Source organism: Pseudomonas sp. xss_2, from assembly GCF_043104195.1.
Taxonomy (GTDB): domain Bacteria; phylum Pseudomonadota; class Gammaproteobacteria; order Pseudomonadales; family Pseudomonadaceae; genus Aquipseudomonas; species Aquipseudomonas urmiensis.
Genome location: NZ_JBICKL010000077.1, coordinates 37,896 through 54,982, shown reverse-complemented (window position 1 = coordinate 54,982; position 17,087 = coordinate 37,896). Strand labels below are relative to the sequence as shown.

General features: G+C 63.0%; 14 protein-coding genes. 11 read left to right on the top strand and 3 right to left on the bottom strand.

Translation table 11 applies throughout. The features are described 5' to 3' along the window. Positions 1–58 precede the first annotated feature (58 nt). Together ACF8K2_RS18885 and ACF8K2_RS18880 are read right to left on the bottom strand one after the other, a co-directional pair. Positions 59–1,366 carry a serine/threonine transporter gene (locus ACF8K2_RS18885; RefSeq protein ID WP_392466857.1) on the bottom strand — a complete coding sequence of 436 codons (1,308 nt, stop codon included), beginning with the start codon at positions 1,364–1,366 and terminating at the stop codon, positions 59–61. 178 nt (positions 1,367–1,544) lie between these two features. Beyond that, positions 1,545–2,921, bottom strand: a complete 1,377-nt coding sequence (locus ACF8K2_RS18880; RefSeq protein WP_392466852.1) for an L-serine ammonia-lyase — start codon at positions 2,919–2,921, stop codon at positions 1,545–1,547. A 146-nt stretch (positions 2,922–3,067) separates the two neighbouring features. Between ACF8K2_RS18880 and ACF8K2_RS18875 the strand changes: the two genes are divergently transcribed. Next, positions 3,068–4,003 carry a LysR substrate-binding domain-containing protein gene (locus ACF8K2_RS18875; protein ID WP_186554555.1) on the top strand — a complete coding sequence of 312 codons (936 nt, stop codon included), beginning with the start codon at positions 3,068–3,070 and terminating at the stop codon, positions 4,001–4,003. Between the two features lie 17 nt (positions 4,004–4,020). Here ACF8K2_RS18875 and ACF8K2_RS18870 read toward each other — a convergent pair whose 3' ends face one another. Continuing rightward, positions 4,021–5,718, bottom strand: coding sequence for a sulfatase-like hydrolase/transferase (locus ACF8K2_RS18870; protein WP_392466849.1), 1,698 nt, complete (start codon positions 5,716–5,718; stop codon positions 4,021–4,023). A gap of 390 nt (positions 5,719–6,108) precedes the next feature. Here ACF8K2_RS18870 and ACF8K2_RS18865 point away from each other — a divergent pair, with 390 nt between their 5' ends. The 10 genes from ACF8K2_RS18865 to ACF8K2_RS18820 are packed head-to-tail and all read left to right on the top strand — an operon-like array spanning position 6,109 to position 17,079. Continuing rightward, a complete protein-coding gene (locus tag ACF8K2_RS18865; protein ID WP_392466846.1) occupies positions 6,109–7,461 on the top strand; it encodes a UDP-glucose dehydrogenase family protein in 1,353 nt (450 codons plus the stop codon). Further along, on the top strand, positions 7,458–8,522 hold the full coding sequence (locus tag ACF8K2_RS18860) for an NAD-dependent epimerase (protein WP_264233040.1): 1,065 nt from the start codon (positions 7,458–7,460) through the stop codon (positions 8,520–8,522). The genes ACF8K2_RS18865 and ACF8K2_RS18860 overlap by 4 nt, the downstream gene beginning before the upstream one ends. Next, positions 8,519–9,265 carry a sugar transferase gene (locus ACF8K2_RS18855; RefSeq protein WP_392466844.1) on the top strand — a complete coding sequence of 249 codons (747 nt, stop codon included), beginning with the start codon at positions 8,519–8,521 and terminating at the stop codon, positions 9,263–9,265. The genes ACF8K2_RS18860 and ACF8K2_RS18855 overlap by 4 nt, the downstream gene beginning before the upstream one ends. Position 9,266: 1 nt before the next feature. Beyond that, positions 9,267–9,914 carry a CpsD/CapB family tyrosine-protein kinase gene (locus ACF8K2_RS18850; RefSeq protein ID WP_186554560.1) on the top strand — a complete coding sequence of 216 codons (648 nt, stop codon included), beginning with the start codon at positions 9,267–9,269 and terminating at the stop codon, positions 9,912–9,914. A 19-nt stretch (positions 9,915–9,933) separates the two neighbouring features. Continuing rightward, a complete protein-coding gene (locus tag ACF8K2_RS18845) occupies positions 9,934–10,953 on the top strand; it encodes a polysaccharide biosynthesis/export family protein (protein ID WP_186554561.1) in 1,020 nt (339 codons plus the stop codon). A gap of 14 nt (positions 10,954–10,967) precedes the next feature. Next, positions 10,968–12,542: a Wzz/FepE/Etk N-terminal domain-containing protein gene (locus ACF8K2_RS18840; RefSeq protein WP_264233043.1), complete on the top strand. Its 1,575-nt coding sequence runs from the start codon at positions 10,968–10,970 to the stop codon at positions 12,540–12,542. Further along, entirely contained in the window at positions 12,539–13,621 is a 1,083-nt protein-coding gene (locus tag ACF8K2_RS18835) for a glycosyltransferase family 4 protein (RefSeq protein ID WP_392466840.1), read from the top strand. Before ACF8K2_RS18840 ends, ACF8K2_RS18835 begins: the two co-directional genes overlap by 4 nt. Continuing rightward, a complete protein-coding gene (locus ACF8K2_RS18830) occupies positions 13,618–14,988 on the top strand; it encodes an O-antigen ligase family protein (protein ID WP_392466837.1) in 1,371 nt (456 codons plus the stop codon). Before ACF8K2_RS18835 ends, ACF8K2_RS18830 begins: the two co-directional genes overlap by 4 nt. Continuing rightward, on the top strand, positions 14,985–15,950 hold the full coding sequence (locus tag ACF8K2_RS18825) for a glycosyltransferase family 2 protein (protein WP_392466834.1): 966 nt from the start codon (positions 14,985–14,987) through the stop codon (positions 15,948–15,950). The genes ACF8K2_RS18830 and ACF8K2_RS18825 overlap by 4 nt, the downstream gene beginning before the upstream one ends. Next, positions 15,943–17,079, top strand: coding sequence for a glycosyltransferase family 2 protein (locus ACF8K2_RS18820; protein ID WP_392466832.1), 1,137 nt, complete (start codon positions 15,943–15,945; stop codon positions 17,077–17,079). The genes ACF8K2_RS18825 and ACF8K2_RS18820 overlap by 8 nt, the downstream gene beginning before the upstream one ends. Positions 17,080–17,087: the final 8 nt, after the last annotated feature.

Here is a 17,087-nt window from a genome sequence, read left to right as displayed (position 1 = left end):
ATTGCTCAGGGCGGTTATTGCAGGCCTCAGGGCTGCTATGCAGCCCCAAGGCCTGTGATCAGGCGATAAAGCTATAGAAGATCGCCGACAGGGTAATCAGCCCCACCAAGGTCACGAACACGTTCGACAACGTGCCCGAATATTTGCGCAGCGACGGCACCCGGCGCACGGCATACATCGGCATGAGGAACAGCAAGCAGGCAATCACAGGCCCGCCCATGCTCTCGATCAGCCCCAGGATGCTCGGATTGAGCGTCGCCACGATCCAGCAAGCCAGCACCATGAACACGGCCGTGATCCGCTCCAGACGCTTGGCCGGCCAGGCCTTGCCCTGCCCGCGCAGGCTCTTGACGATCATCCCCTGGAAGCCCTCGCTGGCACCGATGTAGTGGCCCAGGAACGACTTGGTGATCGCCACCAGGGCAATCAGCGGCGCCACGAAGGCAATCACCGGCGTCTGGAAGTGGTTGGCCAGGTACGACAGCACGGAAATGTTCTGCTCCTTGGCCGCAGCCAGGTCGGCCGGGCTCAACGCCAGCACGCAACTGAAGCAGAAGAACATTACCGTCAGCACCATCATCAGGTGTGCAGTGGCTAGGGTACGGCCGCTCTTGCGATCGGCGTCAGCGCCATAACGGTGTTTCTGATCGACAGCGAACGCCGAGATGATCGGCGAGTGGTTGAACGAGAACACCATTACCGGAATCGCCAGCCACAGGGTCAGCAGCAGTTTCGATGCGCTGATACCCTCGTTGGCCTGGGCCAGAAAGGCGCCGTTCCAGTTCGGGATCAAACTCAGGGCGAGCAGCAACAGCGACGCCACGAACGGATAGACCAGCACGCTCATGGCCTTGACGATGATCTGCTGACCGCAGCGCACCACGATCATCAACCCGCAGATCAACAACAGCGACAGCACTGCCCGCGGTGGCGCAGGGACGTGCAGCTGATGCTCAAGGAAGCTGGTCAAGGTGTTGGTCAGGGCGACGCTGTAGACCAGCAGGATCGGGAAGATGGCCAAAAAATACAACGCGGTGATCAGCTTGCCGGCGCCGGTGCCGAAGTGCTCCTCGACCACTTCGGTGATGTCTTCGTTGCCGCCCTTGCGCCCTGACAGGACGAAGCGCGTCAGCGCCCGATGCGCATAGAAGGTCATCGGAAACGCCAGTAGCGCCAGGATCAGCAGCGGCCAGAAACCGCCCACTCCGGCGTTGATCGGCAGGAACAAGGTGCCCGCGCCGATCGCCGTGCCATACAGGCCCAAGGCCCAGGTGGTGTCGTGGCGGTTCCAGGTGGTCGAGCCGACGGCAGAAGCCGGGGCAGCCGAATCCGCACGAACAGTCGTGGTGCTTTGTACATCGGTCATCAGATATCGCCTTTGTAGTTGTTTTTGTTGCTGGTACAGCAGGTGTTGCAATAGAGGCGTTGCGCGGCGCTTGCTGTGCAAGCGGGCCTGGGCTGCGAGCCGTCAGAACAGGCAGCAAGGTTGACCCTTGAGCCTCAATCGCAGCGCAAGCACGCTTGCACAGCAAACGCTGCGCAGATCAGCACTCGACGAAGGCGACGGCCAGGCCGCCGCGGGAGGTTTCCTTGTAGTTGGCGTGCATGTCGGCGCCGGTGTCACGCATGGTACGAATCACCCGGTCGAGGGAAATGAAGTGTTCGCCATCACCGCGCAAGGCCATCTGCACGGCATTGATCGCCTTGACTGCGGCAATCGCATTACGCTCGATGCAGGGCACCTGGACCAAGCCGCCAACCGGATCACAGGTCAGGCCAAGGTTATGTTCCAAGGCAATTTCAGCGGCATTTTCCAACTGCGGGGGGGTTGCCCCGAGCACTTCGGCAAGACCTGCCGCGGCCATCGAACAGGCCGAACCCACCTCACCCTGACAGCCCACTTCGGCTCCTGAGATGGAGGCGTTTTTCTTGCACAAGATACCCACCGCCGCAGCCGCCAGCAGGAAGGCGACGACATCGTCATCGCATGCGCCCGGGTTGAACTTCATGTAGTAATGCAGCACCGCCGGGATGATCCCCGCAGCACCGTTGGTTGGCGCGGTGACCATGCGCCCGCCGGCCGCGTTTTCTTCATTGACCGCCAGGGCGAACAGGTTGACCCACTCCATGGCGCTCAAGGTCGAGCCGATCACGTTGGGCTTGCCGATCTCTTGCAAGCTGCGGTGCAAGCGCGCGGCGCGGCGCTTGACCTTGAGACCTCCCGGCAAGATGCCCTCATTACGCAAACCGTTGTCGACGCATTCGCGCATCGCCGCCCAAATCGACAGCAGGCCTTGGCGGGTTTCGCTTTCAGGCCGCCAGGCACACTCGTTGGCCATCATCAGTTGGCTGACACTCAGCCCATGTGCCTTGCACAGTGCAAGCAGTTCGGCGGCGCTGGAAAATTCAAACGGCAGGCTGATCTGCTCGGCGCTGTCTTGCGGGGCATCGATTTCGTCTTGTTCGACGATGAAGCCGCCGCCCACCGAGTAGTAGGTCTGACTCAGCACCAGGCCCTGCTCGCCTTGTGCCTCAAGGGTCATGGCGTTGGGGTGATACGGCAGGTTTTCATCCAGCAGCAGCATGTCGCGAGCGTAGTTGAAGGCAATCGGCTGGCGGCCATCGAGGATCAGGCACTGCTCCTGCATCAACTGATCGATGCGTGGCTCGATACTGTGCGGATCGATCCGATCAGGCCACTGCCCCATCAGCCCCAGCAGGCAGGCACGGTCGGTGGCGTGCCCCACGCCAGTGGCAGACAGCGAGCCATACAGGCGCACCTCGACACGTTGCACCTGGGCCAGCAGCCCACGCTCACGCAAGGCCTGGGCGAAGGTCGCTGCCGCCCGCATGGGCCCCACGGTATGGGAGCTGGAGGGGCCGATGCCAATCTTGAAAAGGTCGAAAACACTGATAGCCATGCTAATGCCTGACCGTGGCGGCCTACTGCACCGGCCAACGGCTCTCTGGGAAAATTGAACGGTGTTGCCAAGTTGGGCGATACTGCCGCGCATTTCCCACGATGACCAACGAAATTTCCTAAGCCAGCCTTTAGCAGGACTAAACCATGAGGCGACAACTCAATGGCCAGATGTATGTCTGGCTGCATGTGTTCGCGTGTGCCGCGCGGCACCTGTCGTTCACTCGCTGCGCCGAAGAGCTGCACATCACCCCAGGTGCCGTCAGCCAGCAGATGCGCCAGCTCGAAGAGCGCCTGGGCTACCGGCTGTTTCTGCGTCGGGCGCGCGGAGTGGAGCTGTCTGCCGAAGGCCAGCGCCTGGCACAAACGGTGGCCGAGGCCTATGGCAGCATCGAGGCCGAGTTGCTGCGCCTGGATGCCGGCGAGATCCGCGGCACCTTGCGCCTGCGTTCGATCCCCTCGTTCCTTGCCAAATGGCTGACGCCGCGCTTGCCGCGTTTCCAGCAACGCTACCCAGATATCGAATTGCGGCTTGTCGCTGAAGACAGCAACCAAGCGCTGCATCCGGATGATTTCGACCTGGCCATTGACCTCAACGACGGCAGCTATCCAGGCATGCTCTCCACGCCGCTACTGGATGAGCAGATCTTCCCGGTATGCTCCCCGGCGCTGCTGCGCGGCCGCCCGCCGCTGCATGGGCCGACTGACCTGATGCACTATCCGTTGCTGCACGACATTACCGCCTGGCGCGGCAGCTCGGAGTATGCCGAATGGGAGTTCTATCTAGAGGGCATCGGCGCCGCTGGGCTGGATGTGAGACGCGGGCACACCTTCAACCGCAACCACCTGACCATCGAGGCGGCGATTGCCGGGGTTGGCGTGGCCATCGCGCGGCGCACGCTGCTCAACGACGAATTGGAACGCGGGGCGTTGATCGTGCCGTTCGGGGTGCCGGTGGCCAATCATAAACGCTACGTGCTGCACTACCCACCAGGCGGGCTGAGCCAGCCGGGCGCGCGGGCGGTGCATGATTGGTTGGTTGAGGAGGCCCAGGGGTTCCGGGCACTCCATCCGTTGGCTTGATCAGGCGAATGCAGTACTCACTGCGCCGCCACAGTGCCCTTCTCGACCACCACCGGCGTGACGATCTGGCCCAGGTCGATATGGCGGAAATCCGGCTGCGCACCCAACCGAGCGTTGAACCGTACGTTGAACGTGAACGGATCCTCAGTCGGTACATCCAGGGCGCGCCCATACACCTGCCCTACCCCCGCGCTGTCATAGCCCATCAAACGCAGCAAGGTCGGGAAGATGTTGTAGTGGCTCGAAGCGTTGCGGTTCTGCGCCAGGTGCGCCTGCCAGTCGAGGGTCTTGAGCCCCTTGCCTTGGATGATCACCAGTGGCACCAAACCTTCCTCAGGCACCGGATCACTGTCGCAATGGGTATTGAGCCCTGGGTTGCCGCGCTCGTGCAGGTCCTGGCCATGGTCGGAGGTGTAGATCACCACCGCCTGGCTCAAGTCGGCTTCGGCGAACAAGCGGCGGAAGAACTCGCCAACGCTCCACAGCACGCTGTTTTTATAGGAGTTGCGATACAGCACCCAATCCTCGCTACGTCCATCGAAGCCTTCACGCGTGCCTGAGTCGGCCACGTCGGCAAAGCGTCCACGCGGCAGCGCCGGCTGATACTTCATGAACTCATTCGGATACTTGTCGTGCACCGGAAAGTGCGCACCCACCTTGTTGATGACGATCAACTGCGCCTGGCCATCGTTGAGCAATGCGCTGAGCTTGGCTACCGCTGCCATGTCACGCTGTAACACGGGCGTGTCATCAAACTGAATGAACTGGTCGATATCCTGCTTCTCAGTGGCGGTCATCAGGTTCTGCAGATTACCCGCAGTGCGCTGGCCGTCGATGTACACCGTGCGTAGCCCGGCTTGCTTGGCGTACTGCCAGATCGAAGGCAGGGTCGAATTGATCCGCAGGTAATCCTCGCGGGTGCCGCCATAGCGCAACGTGATGTTGGTATCAGCACTACAATTGGCAATGGATGCGGCATAACCGTAATTGAAGATGTCTGCCTTGGGTTGCGACTGGGCCAGATGGCTGGTCACCCCGCCCGCCGCATTGACGTCCAGGTAGTTGCCGGAAATGCTTTCGTCGATCACCAACACGATGTCTCGCGCCAGCGGTGCACCGCTACGTGCCAGGCTTACGGGTTCGCGCGGGCCGACATTGTCGCTCAGCGTTTCATAAGTAAGCAGGCTCACGTAGGCCAGCGGCGTGTACATCACCGGCAGCCCGCGCGCGCCTTCGCCGGCGCGCACGAACAGCACGCTGATCAGCAGCAGCAAGGCCAGTACTGGCGCGGTAATCGGCAACCACTGCGGCAGGCGCTGCGCCGAGCCTGGGCGCAGGCCGACCCCCAGGAGCAACAACAGCGATTTGGCCACCGCCAAGGTAATTGCGTAGTGGTATTGCTGCAGCGCTTCGCCGACGAAACCGCCGGCATACACCATAGAGACGAATGCGCTATAGGTCATGTACGAGTCAGTAATGCGGGTATAGGCGTCGAAGAACACCGCACTGATCGCCAGCGCCAGTGCCAGCGGCCAGCGCAGCCAGGCCGGTCGTATCCAGGCGGCCAGCAGCAAAGCCACTACCAATACTGCGAATACGCCCAGGAAAAGTACCAGCGGCAGGCCTAGGCCCAAAGCATCTATGCGCTCCAGGTAATAGGCATGAAAGGAGCCAAGATAGATAAGCACCAACAGCAACTTGATCCACCCGCGCATGATTTGGCCCCTCCATTCATGGAAATCTACCCAAACCGTAGCAGCCCTGAAACAAATCACAAGTCGCAAAAGTCAATTTTCCGACGATATCACAACGCCAGAATTTGGCGTCTTCACGCCCTCTCACCCGACCCTCTCTATTACTCAAACTTCCCAATTTTCGGGGGCTTAGACCGTTCATCGGCTCGTTAACCGGCCAGTTGCCAGTAGCTTTGAGCGCTAAGCCTCGGATTGGCAAAGGGTTGATGGCCAATGGCCCGTTCGGTTAGCGCGTGTAAATCTGACGAAACATGCCATTGCTTTGACGCAATTCCCCACAGCTGAGCTATACCGAACTCACACCCTGTTTCATCCACCTTACTTACCCCCCATCCATACGAGGCACCGCGCATGGACGTGAGCGTTTTTGGCACCGGTTATGTCGGTCTGGTTCAAGCAGCGGCCTTGGCTGATGTCGGCCATCGCGTGTTGTGCGTGGATTTGGACACCCACAAGATCAACCAACTGCGCCAAGGCGTGCCGCCGATCAGCGAGCCTGGCCTGTCGGAACTGCTCGAGGACAACATCAAGGAAGGCCGCCTGCTGTTCAGCACCCAGGCCAGCGACGCCGTCAGCCACGCCGAGCTGATCTTCATCGCCGTCGGCACCCCGCCCGACGAAGACGGCTCCGCCGACCTCAGCCATGTGCTCAACGTCACCCGCCAAATCACCGAACTGATGGACGCCGACCGGACCTTGATCGTCAAGTCCACCGTGCCGGTAGGCACCGCCGACCAGGTCTTGGCCCTGGCCCGCGCCGAACTGCAGCGTCTGGCCAAGGACCACTTGCAGGTGCGCGTTGTGTCCAACCCCGAGTTTCTCAAGGAAGGCAGCGCCCTGGCCGACTGCATGCGCCCCGACCGGATCATCGTCGGCACCCGCGACGCGCTTGCGCATGACCAGCTGGCCGAGCTCTACGCGCCGTTCTGCCGCAACCATGAAAAGCTCATGTTCATGGATAACCGCAGCGCCGAGCTGACCAAGTACGCCGCCAACGCCATGCTCGCCACGCGCATCAGCTTCATGAACGAGCTGGCCAACCTCAGCGAGCACCTGGGCGCCGACATCGAAGCGGTGCGCAAGGGCATCGGCTCCGACCCACGTATCGGCTACCACTTCATCTATCCCGGCTGTGGCTTTGGTGGCTCGTGCTTCCCCAAGGACATCAAGGCCCTGCTCCACACCGCAGAACACAGCGGGATGCCACTGCGCCTGCTGCAAAGCGTGCACGACGTCAACGATCGGCAGCGGCAGATTCTGTTCGCCAAACTCAAGCAACGCCTGCAAGGCCAGCTGGCCGGCAAGTCTATTGCGGTCTGGGGGCTCGCCTTCAAACCCAACACCGACGACATGCGCGAAGCGCCGAGCCGCTATCTGATGGAAGCGCTGTGGGCCGAAGGCGCCACGGTGCGCGCTTACGACCCAGAAGCCATGGATGAATGCCGGCGTCTGTACGGCTACCGCGATGACCTGCAACTGTGCGCCACCCGTGACGACACCTTGCAGGACGCTGACGCCCTGGTGATCTGCACCGAGTGGAAGAACTTTCGCGTGGTCGACTTCGCCCTGCTCGCCAGCAAACTGCGTGAGCGGCTGATCATCGACGGGCGCAACCTGTACAACCCCGAGCACGTGGCAGCCCACGGCCTGCACTACAGTGGCATCGGTCTGCGTCAGGTCAACGCACAAGTGAGTGCGCCATGAAGGTGTTGGTAACCGGCGCGGCCGGCTTCATCGGTGCCCACACCTGCCTGCGGCTGCTGCGCGATGGCCATGAGGTAGTGGGCCTGGACAACTTCAACGACTACTACGATCCGGCGCTCAAACACGCTCGGCTGCGTTGGGTACGTGAGCAAGCCGACGACTTTGAGGTGCATCGCCTGGATCTGGTCGACCGCGACGGCGTCGCCCGGCTGTTTGCCATCGAACGTCCCGAGGTGGTCATCCATTTGGCTGCTCAAGCCGGGGTGCGCTACTCGCTGCAAAACCCCCAGGCTTATGTCGACAGCAACCTGGCAGGCTTTCTCAATATCCTCGAGGGTTGCCGCCGTCACCCGGTGCGCCACCTGCTGTACGCCTCGTCCAGCTCGGTGTACGGCGCCAACCAGCGCACGCCTTATCGGGTCCAGGACGCAGTCGATCATCCGCTGTCGCTGTACGCCGCCACAAAAAAAGCCAACGAGGCGATGGCCCACAGCTACAGCCATCTGTTCGGCATTGCCTGTAGCGGCCTGCGCTTCTTTACCGTGTATGGCCCCTGGGGCCGTCCGGACATGTCGCCAATGCAGTTTGCCAAGGCGATCAGCGAAGGCCGGCCCATCCAGCTGTTCAACCACGGCCGCCACCAACGCGATTTCACCTACATCGACGACATCGTCGAGAGCCTGGTGCGGCTGATGCCCCACCCCCCGGCAGGCAATTCGGACTGGAACGCCCTGGAACCTGATCCGGCCAGCAGCCAAGCGCCGTGGCGGCTGTTCAACATCGGCGGGCAACGCCCGGTGGAACTGCTCGACTACCTGGCCCTGCTGGAGCGCCACCTGCAGCGCAACGCCGTGATCGAGCTGCTGCCACTGCAACCGGGCGACGTGCTGGCCACCTGCGCCGACGCCAGCGCCTTGGCTCAGGTGACCGGCTTTACCCCACGTATTTCCCTGGATGAAGGGCTCAGGCGGTTCGTCGCCTGGTTTCAAGAGTACTACTCGCACACCGCCTTGGAGGCCAACCGTGCTGGCGAGCAGTCCGATCAACGGAGGGCGGTATGACAGGACAACCTAAAAGCGCGCAACTACAGGCGCTCTACCAGGATAAACGGATGGATCCGGCGCATCGGCAACGTATCGATGCGGCCATCCACATGCAAGGTCGCGGTTGGATCACCGGCCGGGTGGGCGGGCGCCCGTGGACCTTGTCACGCACCAACCGGGTGTTGTCCGGCATCGCGGCGGTGGTTCTGCTGCTGTTGCTGTCGCCAATGTTCCTGGTGCTGGCAATACTGATCAAGACCTCAAGCCCGGGCCCGGTGTTTTTCGTGCAAAAACGCACCGGCTACCGCGGCCGCCTGTTCGGCATGTTCAAGTTCCGCACCATGGTCGCCAATGCCGAAGCGCTCAAGGAGTCGGTGCGCCACCTGAACAAGCACGGCGCCGACGCCATCGACTTCAAGATCGACAAGGATCCGCGCATCACCTCGGTGGGCAGCTGGCTGCGCCGCAGCAGCCTGGACGAGCTGCCCAACCTGATCAACGTGGTCACCGGTGACATGCGCCTGGTCGGCCCCCGGCCCACCTCCTTCAACGCCTACCGCTACAAGGACAACCACCTCGCGCGGCTGTCGATCTACCCCGGCATGACCGGCCTGTGGCAGATCTCCGGGCGCAGCAACATCGATTTTGACCAACGCGTAGAGCTCGACCTTAGCTACATCAACGAACAGAGCCTGATGCTGGATCTGAAGATCCTCTTCAAGACCCCGTTCAAAGTGTTCACTGGCCACGGAGCAAGTTGAGATGGACGGTTCCACTTCGAGAAGCCTGAGTATCGCCACCCCGAGCGAGACCAACCTGACCGCCACCGTTCTTGACCTGGAGCAGCGCACCTTGCTGCTGACCGCGGCCAACACCGGCAGCGGTACCAGTACCAGCGCGCTGGCGTTCGCCAGCCAACTGGCGCTAATGAGCGCCGGCGCCGTGCTGCTGATCGACAGCAGCAACAGCACCGGTGGCCTCAGTCAGCAACTGGGTCTGGGCAAGCTGCGCGGGTACACCGACCTGTTGTTCGACCAAGACACCCCGCCACTGGCCCAGGACTGCATCGTGCGCCTGTCCGATCAACTGTTCGACATCCTCCCCGGGGGCACCTGGAAGCGCGGGCGCGCCGCGCTCGATCCTGAGCGCCTGCGCGTGCTGCTGCACCAGCTCGGCGGCCAGTACCGCTTCGTGGTGATCGACGGCGAAGCGATCTATGCCAGCGCCGACAGCCTGGTGATCGGCACCCTGGTCGATGGCGTGATCCTGGTGGTGTGCGCCGAGGAGACCCGCAAGGAAGTCGCCCAGGCCGCCGCCCAGCGCCTGACCCAGGCCGGCGCACGCCTGATCGGCAGCGTGTTCAACAAGCGCAAGTACTACATGCCCAAGTGGCTGTACAACAACCTCTAGGCCGGTACAGGAGAGACCCATGAGATACCCATCCATTGCCCTGTGCCTGCTGGTCCTGACCGGTTGCGCCAGCCAGGATAACCGCGAGATGCCGGTGCAGATCCTCACCGCTGCGCCCGAAGACAGCCAGGCCACCGAAGTGGCGCGGCGCGAGCAGGTGCTGCGCCCGCAAGACGTGCTGGAAGTGATCTTCCACATCAGCGGCACCAGCGCCGGCGCCTATCGCATCCAGTCGGGCGACAGCATCGACCTCAACTTCATGGCCGCCAGCGGCCTCAACGGCAGCCAGCTGGTGCAACCAGACGGCACCATTACCCTGCCCAGCACCAACTCGACGGTCAAGGTCGAAGGGATGACCCCAGGCGAAGCTGAAAACGCCATCCGCGAGGCCTACCGCAACAAGCGCGTGTTCCAGAACAACCGCGACCAGGTGACGTTGCGGGTGATCAGCCCGATGACCAATGAGGTCACCCTGAAGAACACCCTGACCCACCCTGGCACCGGCATGAGCCGCGACATCACGGTCGGTACCGACGGCCGCGCGACCTTCCCGGAAATTGGTTCGGTGCCGCTGCAAGGCATGACCGTCAACCAACTGCGCGACTACCTCAACGAGCGCTACGCCAGCCTGCCGGGGCGGATGACGGTCGACGTGCTGCTCAAGTCAACCGCTGCCAACGAGATCTATGTCCTGGGTGAAGTCGGCCAGCCGGGTGCCTTCCAGATCCGCCGGCCGGTATCGGTGCTCGAAGCACTGACCCTGGCCCGCGGCCCGACCCTCAAGGCCAAGCTCGGCTCGGTGGTGATCATGCGCCGTAACGGCAACACCGTGCATGCCTATAACTACGACGTCGACCAGGCCCTCTCCGGTGGCAGCCAGAAGATCGCCTACCTGCAGCCCGAAGACATGCTCTATGTGCCCAAGAGCAAGCTGGCCAGTGCCGGCGAGCTGTCCCGGCAATTGGCTGACGTCGTGCTGTTCCAAGGCTTCGGCTTCAGCTTCAGCTATCGCGTCGACAACAAAGACGACAACAACTGACCGGGGATCGGACCATGACGACGCAACCCAAAGAAAACTATGTGCATGAGTTCTTCCGCATCTTTTTTGCCAATAAGCAATTGGCCAAGCGGGTGTTCCTGGTATTTGCGGTGATTGCCCTGGTGCTGCCGTTCGTGCTCAAGCAGAGCTACGACATCACCGCTGAGGTCATCGTGCAGTCGAAGAAACTCTCACAGAGCGACACCAGTTCGGCGCTGACCCAAGAAGCCGACCGCTTCATTCCACCGACCCTGGCCGACATGGAAACCGAGAGCAACATCCTGCGCTCGCCGACCCTGATTCGCCAGACCATCGACCAGCTGCGCAAGGATGGCCAGTTCAAGACCGAGCCGGGCGCCTTGCAGCGTCATGTGTTCACGCCGCTGCGCGAGCAGGTGCTCAATCCGCTGAAGCGCCTGTTTGGCAGTGAGCAAGTGGCACAGCGCGACACCGAGCTGGACGCCCTCACCGACCAAGCGGTCAAGGCACTCACCGTCGAGACCCTGCCAGGTTCGAACGTCATCTCGGTGACCTACAGCGCCGATGATCCCAAGGTCGGCACCCTGTTCGTCAGCCAGTTGCTGGACAACTTCCTGAAAAACCGCCAGGACCTGCAGTCCAACGAGCTGCCACAAAGCTTCTACGAGCAGAAAAAACTCCACTACCAAGCCCGCCTGGGTGACCTGGAAGGGCAACGGATGGGCCTGCTGACTGCGATCAGCTCGTCTGACCCGAAAGAGGAGATCACCTTCCGCCTCAACGCGATCAACACCGAAGAGCAGGCGCTGAACGTGCAGCGCGACCGCCAGTTGCAGAACCAGAAATGGCTCGAATACCTGCAAACCCACCTGGCTGCCGCCAGCAAGGCAAGAATTGCCGACTACGCCTTCCCCTACACCTTCACCACCACCCTGGAGAACGTGGCGTTCGAAGACCGCGAGATCAAGCAACTGGGCGAGCAGCTGACCACCCAACTGGCGCGCTACAACGCCGACCGGACGGTGTTCCAACCGGGCTCCGAACCCATGCTGCTGGCACGTGAGCAGATCGCCCAGCTGCGCGGGCAGTTCCTCAAGATCGTCGAGAACCGCATCCGTGAGCGCCAACAGGATCTTTCCGTCACCCAACAAGTGATCGACCAGAAGACCCAGCGCATCGCCGACTACAAGGCGCGCATCCTGCAACTGCGCGAAACCCAGAGCAAGACCCGCCAGCTGGACACCGAAATCGATGCCCTGCACAAGGCCTTCTCGACCTACGCCCAGCGCTATGAAGAAAGCCGTGGCCAGGGCCTGCTCGACGGTAGCCAGTCCAACGCCAGGATCCTCAGCGCACCTTACGAGCCAACCGCGGCGGCCTTCCCCAAACCTGGCCTGATCATTCCGTTCGGCTTGCTCTGCGGCTTGCTTCTGGCGATTGCCGTGGTCTACGTCAAGGAGTTCTTCGACCATCGCTTCAAACACCCTGCGCAAATCGGTCAAGAGCTGGGCCTGCCAGTACTGCTGGTAATCAACGACCACGCCCCGGCCCTGCCCAACCCGCACAAGACCTGGTCGCTGCCGCGGCTGGTGCACTGGGTGCGCAATTGAACGCCGCCGTGCCCGCCGCCGGCCGGCCGATCGTGCACCTGCTCAGCAGCGGCGGCTTCTATGGTGCTGAGCGCATGCTGCTGGACCACTGCCAGGCGACCTCGGGCGACCATCGCGTGGTGTTCCTCGATGCCCCGGCGGAGCTGGTTACCCGGTTCCGCGAGGCAGGGGTTCAGTGCCAGTCGTGCGACAGCCTGCCAGCGCTGCTGCGGCTGTTGCGCGAGCAACGGCCGTTGATCAATACGCACAACTTCAAAGGCCTGGTGTTCGGTTGGCTGGGTGCCAGCGTGTGGCGCTTGCCGCTGGTGATCACCCAGCACGGCTTTACCCCCAGCAGCCGCAAGCAACGCCTGTATACCTGGCTGAGCCTGCAACTGTGCCGCATGCCCAACGTTGAGCGGGTGGTCTGCGTGGCCGAAAGCATCGCGCGTATTTTGCGCGATGCGGGGGTACCGGCGAGCCGCCTGCAGGTGATTCCCAATGGCCTGCCGCAAGCCGCTGCCCTGCCTGAACGGATACCGGCGAGCGGGACGTGGCTGGCCGGCTATGTGGGACGCTTGAGCCGCGAAAAAGGCCCGGACCTGTTCCTCGACGCCATGATCCCGCTGTGCCAACGCCACCGGCAGGTGCGTGGGGTAATGCTCGGCGAAGGCCCTGAACGCGCTGAACTGCAAGCGCGCATCGATGCCGCCGGGCTCACCGAGCGCATCACCCTGCCAGGCTTTCAGCGCGATATGCGCAGCTGGATGGCCCGCCTGGATGCGCTGGTGATCAGCTCGCGCACCGAAGGCACGCCGATGATCCTGCTCGAAGCCATGCAGGATGGCGTCCCAGTGGTGGCCTTCGGCGTCGGCGGCATCCCTGACGTCATCGAACATGGGCGCAATGGCCTGTTGGCCCGGCCACTGGCCGTCGATGAGCTGGGCCAGCAGCTGCTGGCCTTGCTCGAAGACCCGGCGCAGGCTGGCGAGCTGGTCGCCCGCGCCCGCCAGACCCAACGTGAACGCTACCACCTTCCCACCCTGGCACAACGCTGGGCCCAGGTTTACCGGGGCGCGGCACAGGAGGTCGTCGCATGATCATTCCACTGTCGCTGGTCGGCCTGGTCGCCATGGTGTGCCTGGGCTTGCTGGCCAGCCCCTACCCCTACCTGGCGCCGGGCGCGGTGCTCGGCCTTGCCGGTGCGCTGGTCTTGTACCGGCGGCCGGCCTTGGGCCTGCTGGCGATCGTCACCCTGGTGCCGCTGGAAGGCTTGCTCAAAGATGGCCTGGTCTCCGGCGCCAAACTGGTGGGGATTGGCCTGGCCCTGATCCTCACCTTGCAACTGGCGGTCGGCCAGTTGCAGGGTGCGCGCCTGCGCAGCTCGCACTGGCGGCTGCTGGCGCTGTTCCTGACCTTCTATCTGCTGAGCCTGTGGACCAGCGACAACCTCAGCTTGTCGCTGAACCACCTGCGCGACCTGATCGTTGGCCTGGTGGTGTTCGTTCTCACCTTGCTCATCGGCCGCGACCTGAACCTGCCTTGGCTGGCCCGGGTAATTACCCTCAGCGTCTGCGTGATGTGCCTGTTCGGCCTGTTCTCGACCAAGTACCAGGAAGGCGGCCGCGCCACCGCCATGCTCGACGCCAACCTGTTCGCCATGATGATTACCGTGGCCATGCCGATGGGCTTGTGGCTGGCCTTGAAGAGCCGCCAGCTGCCGGTCAAGCTGTTCTGGATCGGCTGCTGTCTGTTGCTGCTGGCCGGCATGACCAAGACCGACTCCCGCTCGGGGCTGGTGGTGCTGCTGATCAGCTCGGGCATCCTGCTCTACAACTACCGGGAGCAGCTCAGCCACATTCGCCCGCGCCACCTAGGCTTCGCCATGCTTGGCATCGCCATCATCCTGCCGTTGGCCGCTGCGGTAGTGCCGGCCAGCTATGTCGATCGTATCGCGTCGCTGGCGATGCTCAAGTCCGGGGTCAATGCGCACAAGGACGAGTCACTGGGCCGGCGCGCCACCTACCTGGTGGTGGGCAAGCAGATGATCAGCGACAACCCGGTCCTGGGTGCCGGCCCAGGCACCTTCCCACTGCATTACGCCGACACCGGCTTCTCCAAGGCCTTTGCCCCGGTCAACAGCGTCGCCACCGACCTGTATCGCCGCGCGCACAACACCTACCTGGAAATCTTCAGCGAAATCGGCCTGCCGGCTGGGTTGCTGTTCGTTGGCATGATCGCCCTGGCCCTGCGCAACTTCTGGCGGGCGCGCGCGGCCTGGGCGGCGATCGGCGAGCACGACAAAGCCGACATGATGACCCACCTGACCATCAGCATGCTGGCCATTGCGCTGTTCCTGATGTTCCTCAGTTCACCGAGCCTCAAGTACCTGTGGCTGATGCTGGCCCTGTCCAGCGTGGTCTGGCGTGAAGCGGCCCAGGCCCGGGCATTGCAGGGGGCGGCATGAGCCTGATCAGCATCGTCATTCCCATGTTCAACGAGGCCCGGCATATTGCCCGGACCTTGCAGGCGGTGCAGCTGGCGGCGGCCAATGCCGGGCTCGATTGTGAAGTGCTGGTGGTCGACAACGGCTCCAGCGACGCCGGCCCTGCTATTGCCGCAAGCTTCGGTGCGCGGGTGCTGAGCTTGCCGAAAATGGCCATCGGCGCCCTGCGCAACTACGGCGCCCGCGCTAGCAACGGGCAATGGTTGGCGTTTCTCGACGCCGACATCGAGGTGCCCAGCGATTGGCTCAGCCGCTTGCTCGACCTGCAGCGCCGTGGCGAGGGCGATGTGTTCGCCCTGGATTGCGACACCCCACGCCAGGCGCCGTGGTTCGCCTACGCCTGGCAGCGCCGCACCTTGCGCGCCGGGCAAACCCTGCAAGACAGCAGCTGGCTGCCGACCCCCAACCTGTTGATGCAGCGCCAGTGGTTCGACCGGGTCGGCGGTTTTGACGAACGGCTGCGCACGGGCGAAGACAAAGACTTCACCTTGCGCCTGCATCAAGCTGGCGCGCGCCTGCGTGTGCTGCGCCAACCGGTGGTGCTGCACTGGGGCTTCGAAGGCAGTTGGGCGGAGTGGCTGGGCAAGGAGCTGTGGCGCCAGGGCAGCCACCTGCAATTGCTGAGAAGCAACGGCCTGAGCCTGCGCTTGCTGCGTTTCCCGCTACTGTCGCTGGCGATCTGGCTGTTCGATGCACTTGCCCTGGCGCTGCTAGTGGCCGGCAATGCTCGCGCAGCCTTGCTGCTAGCGCTGGTCGCCGCCCTGCCCGCCCTGGTCTTGAGCCTACGCCAGAGCCTGAAACACCGCGATCCACTGTTTGTCCTGCAGCTATGGGGCCTGCACTGGGTGCGCCTGCACCTGGCCGGCGCGGCCTGTGTACTCAGCCTGTTCAACTGGAATGCAAGGAGGCCCGCACGTGGCTGAATCAATCTTCTGGCTCTGCCTGCTACTGCCCTTTTATGCCTGGCTCGGCTACCCGCTGCTGCTGACCCTGGTCGGGCCGTTATTCGCCCGCCATCGGCCAGGGCCTTTGCCCCGGCAACAGGTCAGCGTGGTGGTGGCCGCACACAACGAGGAGCGGCATATCGAAGGCAAACTGCGCAACCTGCTCGCGCAGAACTGCCCAGCCGCCGACCTGCAGATCATCGTTGCCAGCGATGGCTCCAGCGATCGCACCGTGGCCCTGGCACGCAGCTTCGATGACCCACGAATTCACGTGCTGGACCTGCCACGCCAAGGCAAGAACAGCGTGCTCAATGCCGCCGTCGAACACTGCAGCGGCGATATCCTGGTGTTCACCGATGCCGATGTGCACTGGCTCGATGGCACCCTCAGCGCCCTGCTGGCACCGTTTGCCGACCCGGCCGTGGGCGCCAGCGTCGGCAACATGGTCATCCCCGTCGCCGGTAAAGGCCTGAGCCTGGGGGAAAGCCTGTATCGCCACTACGAAGCCTGGCTGCGCCGGGTGGAAAACCGCACCGGCTGCACGGTTTCGGCCGATGGCGCGCTGCAAGCGGTACGCCGCGAGTATTACCAACCGATCCCGCCACGGGTCAACGACGACTTCTACATCAATACCTGCGCACCGGTGGCCGGCAAGCGCGTGGTGTACGTCGACCAGGCCAAGGTGCTGGACATTGGCGTGGACGAAGCGCATCGGCAATTCAGCCGCCGCCAGCGGGTCACGGTCGGCGGCCTGATCAGCCTGGCCGCCCGCCGCGAGCTGCTCAACCCACTGCGCCATGGCCTGTACGCCATCGCCCTGATCAGCCACAAGCTGATTCGCCGGCTGGCGCCGGTACTGCTGTTGCCGCTGTTGTTGGCCAACTTTTTCCTGCTCGACGAGCACATTTTCTACCGTCTGACGCTGGTCGCCCAGTTGCTCTGCTACGCGATTGCCGTGGCGGGCCTGTTGGATGTGCGTCATCGCCTGCCCAAGCCGTTTCGCCTGGCCGCATTCGTCCTGGTGACCTTGGCGGGGATGAGCGTGGGCCTGTGGCAGTTCTTGCGCGGGCACAGCTACAACCAATGGAACCCCGACCAGACTCGATGAGTGCCTGA

Coding starts and splice junctions, on each gene's coding strand:
- ACF8K2_RS18885 (WP_392466857.1), bottom strand. CDS start 1,366: ATGACCGATGTACAAAGCACCACGACTGTTCGTGCGGATTCGGCTGCC.
- ACF8K2_RS18880 (WP_392466852.1), bottom strand. CDS start 2,921: ATGGCTATCAGTGTTTTCGACCTTTTCAAGATTGGCATCGGCCCCTCC.
- ACF8K2_RS18875 (WP_186554555.1), top strand. CDS start 3,068: ATGAGGCGACAACTCAATGGCCAGATGTATGTCTGGCTGCATGTGTTC.
- ACF8K2_RS18870 (WP_392466849.1), bottom strand. CDS start 5,718: ATGCGCGGGTGGATCAAGTTGCTGTTGGTGCTTATCTATCTTGGCTCC.
- ACF8K2_RS18865 (WP_392466846.1), top strand. CDS start 6,109: ATGGACGTGAGCGTTTTTGGCACCGGTTATGTCGGTCTGGTTCAAGCA.
- ACF8K2_RS18860 (WP_264233040.1), top strand. CDS start 7,458: ATGAAGGTGTTGGTAACCGGCGCGGCCGGCTTCATCGGTGCCCACACC.
- ACF8K2_RS18855 (WP_392466844.1), top strand. CDS start 8,519: ATGACAGGACAACCTAAAAGCGCGCAACTACAGGCGCTCTACCAGGAT.
- ACF8K2_RS18850 (WP_186554560.1), top strand. CDS start 9,267: ATGGACGGTTCCACTTCGAGAAGCCTGAGTATCGCCACCCCGAGCGAG.
- ACF8K2_RS18845 (WP_186554561.1), top strand. CDS start 9,934: ATGAGATACCCATCCATTGCCCTGTGCCTGCTGGTCCTGACCGGTTGC.
- ACF8K2_RS18840 (WP_264233043.1), top strand. CDS start 10,968: ATGACGACGCAACCCAAAGAAAACTATGTGCATGAGTTCTTCCGCATC.
- ACF8K2_RS18830 (WP_392466837.1), top strand. CDS start 13,618: ATGATCATTCCACTGTCGCTGGTCGGCCTGGTCGCCATGGTGTGCCTG.
- ACF8K2_RS18825 (WP_392466834.1), top strand. CDS start 14,985: ATGAGCCTGATCAGCATCGTCATTCCCATGTTCAACGAGGCCCGGCAT.